3 protein-coding genes and 1 tRNA gene are annotated in these 2,561 nt (G+C 53.7%); all 4 read left to right on the top strand.

Annotation, left to right across the window (positions count from 1 at the left end; all coding sequences use genetic code 11):
* The first annotated feature begins 177 nt into the window (after positions 1-177).
* The 4 genes from birA to ACIP66_RS28165 all read left to right on the top strand — a co-directional run bounded on the left by birA (position 178) and on the right by ACIP66_RS28165 (position 2,543).
* Entirely contained in the window at positions 178-1,131 is a 954-nt protein-coding gene (birA, locus tag ACIP66_RS28150; RefSeq protein ID WP_400652501.1) for a bifunctional biotin--[acetyl-CoA-carboxylase] ligase/biotin operon repressor BirA, read from the top strand.
* A complete protein-coding gene (locus ACIP66_RS28155; RefSeq protein ID WP_400652504.1) occupies positions 1,121-1,870 on the top strand; it encodes a pantothenate kinase in 750 nt (249 codons plus the stop codon). Before birA ends, ACIP66_RS28155 begins: the two co-directional genes overlap by 11 nt.
* 7 nt (positions 1,871-1,877) lie before the next feature.
* Complete coding sequence (locus tag ACIP66_RS28160) at positions 1,878-2,315, top strand: hypothetical protein (protein WP_400652507.1); 438 nt, start codon at positions 1,878-1,880, stop codon at positions 2,313-2,315.
* Positions 2,316-2,458: 143 nt separating this feature from the next.
* A tRNA-Tyr gene (locus tag ACIP66_RS28165) sits at positions 2,459-2,543 on the top strand.
* The last annotated feature ends 18 nt before the right edge of the window (positions 2,544-2,561 follow it).

The raw sequence follows: 2,561 nt of genomic DNA on the forward strand, positions 1-2,561 counted from the left end.
TGGTAGTGTGGGGTTTCCCCATGTGAGAGTAGGTCATCGTCAAGATTAAATTCCGAAACCCCAATTGCGAAAGCAGTTGGGGTTTTGTTTTGCCCACAGGAAATGCATGTGCTTGATTTCTATGCAGCGGCCCGGGGCATAGCTATTATTCGGGCCTCATTGTGAGGCGAGACCTGCATGTTGACGTTGTTGAACCTTCTGAAGGATGGGCGATTCCATTCTGGTCAGGATCTGGGGGCGGCCCTGGGGATTAGTCGAAGTGCAGTATGGAAACAGCTTCAGCATCTTGAGGCTGAACTCGGGCTGTCCATCCATAAAGTTCGCGGGCGCGGGTATCAATTGGCGACGCCTCTGATGTTGCTTGATCCTCTCAAAATAGCGGAAATGGCGCCAGGCTGGCCGGTTGCAGTATTCGACTCCATTGACTCGACAAATGCCGAGGGATTGCGCGCGATCGGTCAGGGCCGATCGGCGCCTTTTCTCGTGCTTGCTGAACGGCAGGTGTCTGGGCGCGGACGGAGAGGGCGCAAATGGGTGAGTCCATTTGCTGACAACCTTTATTACAGTCTCGTGCTGCGCATCGATGGCGGAATGAGGCAGTTGGAAGGTTTGAGCCTTGTCGTGGGTCTAGCTGTCATGCACACCTTGCGAAAAGTCGGTGTCGCCGGGGCGGGATTGAAGTGGCCGAACGATGTTCTGGTCGGTAATAAGAAAATCGCCGGTATCTTGCTTGAGCTCGTCGGCGATCCCGCGGACGTTTGTCACGTGGTCTTGGGCATAGGCATCAACGTTAATATGCAGGTCGCTGAGGAAGTCGATCAGCAATGGACATCCGTGCGACTCGAGTCTGGTCAGGTCTGCGATCGCAACGCGTTAGCTGTTCAGTTGAGCGAGCAGTTGCAGGCATATATCCAGCGTCACCAGGATAGAGGCTTCTCGGCTCTACAAGCCGAGTGGCAGGACGGCCATCTGTGGCAGGGGCGGTCTGTTTCATTGATCGCCGGCACTAACCAGATCGATGGTGTTGTGCTTGGAATTAATAATCAAGGTGCGCTGCGATTGCAGGTGGATGGTGTGGAAAAACTTTTTAGTGGTGGTGAGCTCAGCTTGAGGTTGCGTGATGATTCTTGAGCTCGATTGCGGCAATAGCTTCATAAAGTGGCGTGTATTGGACGCCGCGGCTGCGTCTCTGTTTTCTGAGGGGGTGGTCGATTCCGACTCGGCGTTGATCGAAAGTCTGCGCTCACTTGGCAAAATATCTTTGCGTAAATGCCGTTTGGTCAGTGTCAGGACTGCTGAAGAAACCGAAGCGCTCATTAAGCTGCTTGAGCAAGCGTTCGGTGTTTCTGCGGTGTGCGCTCAGCCCGCTCGGGAAATGTCCGGAGTCAAAAACGGCTACGAAGACTATGAGCGGTTGGGGCTTGATCGGTGGCTTGCCATGCTTGGTGGGTATCACCTGGCGTCGGGTGCCTGCCTGGTGCTGGATTTTGGTACGGCAGTTACCGCCGATTTCATCTCGGCAGATGGAGAGCACTTGGGTGGCTTTATCTGTCCGGGCATGCCGTTGATGCGTAATCAATTGCGAACCCATACACGGAAGATTCGTTATGGAGATGTTGCGGCGGAGCGTGCCTTGATGAGCCTGGCTCCTGGGCGAACCACGGTTGAGGCTGTAGAGCGGGGCTGTTCTTTGATGCTTAAAGGATTTGTACTCACTCAGTTAGATATCGCGCGTGAGTATTGGGCGGAGAGTTTTACAGTGTTTGTCACTGGCGGTGATGCTGACTTGGTTGCCAGTGTTGCTCCTGGTGCTCGTCTCGTCCCGGATTTGGTTTTCGTAGGGTTGGCGATGGCCTGTCCTTTGTCCTGAGGTTCGTATGCGTTGGTTGTTCCTGCTGCTCCTTGTTCTCAATGTGTTCTATTACGTCTGGCACCAGCAGGAAGCTCCTTTGCGTGCCAAGGATGTCACGCCTCTCAGTTTATATAAGGGGTCGCAGCAGGATATTCGGTTGCTAAGTGAGAGCGGCGGCGCCTCCCGCGAGAAAGCCGAAACTGCCCAGGGCGAAGAAAAATGCCTTTATGTGGGTGGTTTTGCAGTTCAGGATCCGGCCTTGGCCCTTGAGCGGCGTCTTGAGGAAATGAAGGTTCGCTCGCAACCTTTGCACAAAAACGTCCCGGAGGGTGGTTATTGGCTCCGGATCGCGCCTGAGGGCGAGCGTTTGCTGGGTGATTTGCAGCTGCAGAACCTTTCCAAGGAATTCAATGAGTTAAAACATAAAATAATGCTGTGCGAGGGGGTTGCACCTACTGAATAGTTTGCATAGAATGGCGCCCGCTCCACAGCGAAGACCTGAAAAGGTCGCAGCAGTAGAGTGATGTCAGTGCAGCTAACCTCAGGTTTTTAAATGAGAAAATGCTTGACAGGGGTTTGGCATAGTATAGAATGCCGGCCTGATTAGGAGGGGTTCCCGAGCGGCCAAAGGGATCAGACTGTAAATCTGACGTCTACGACTTCGAAGGTTCGAATCCTTCTCCCTCCACCAGATTTAAGCGTGAGCTGC

It is taken from the genome of Pseudomonas sp. NPDC088429 (assembly GCF_044753305.1).
Taxonomy (GTDB): Bacteria; Pseudomonadota; Gammaproteobacteria; order Pseudomonadales; family Pseudomonadaceae; genus Aquipseudomonas; species Aquipseudomonas rustica.

Coding starts and splice junctions, on each gene's coding strand:
- birA (WP_400652501.1), top strand. CDS start 178: ATGTTGACGTTGTTGAACCTTCTGAAGGATGGGCGATTCCATTCTGGT.
- ACIP66_RS28155 (WP_400652504.1), top strand. CDS start 1,121: ATGATTCTTGAGCTCGATTGCGGCAATAGCTTCATAAAGTGGCGTGTA.
- ACIP66_RS28160 (WP_400652507.1), top strand. CDS start 1,878: ATGCGTTGGTTGTTCCTGCTGCTCCTTGTTCTCAATGTGTTCTATTAC.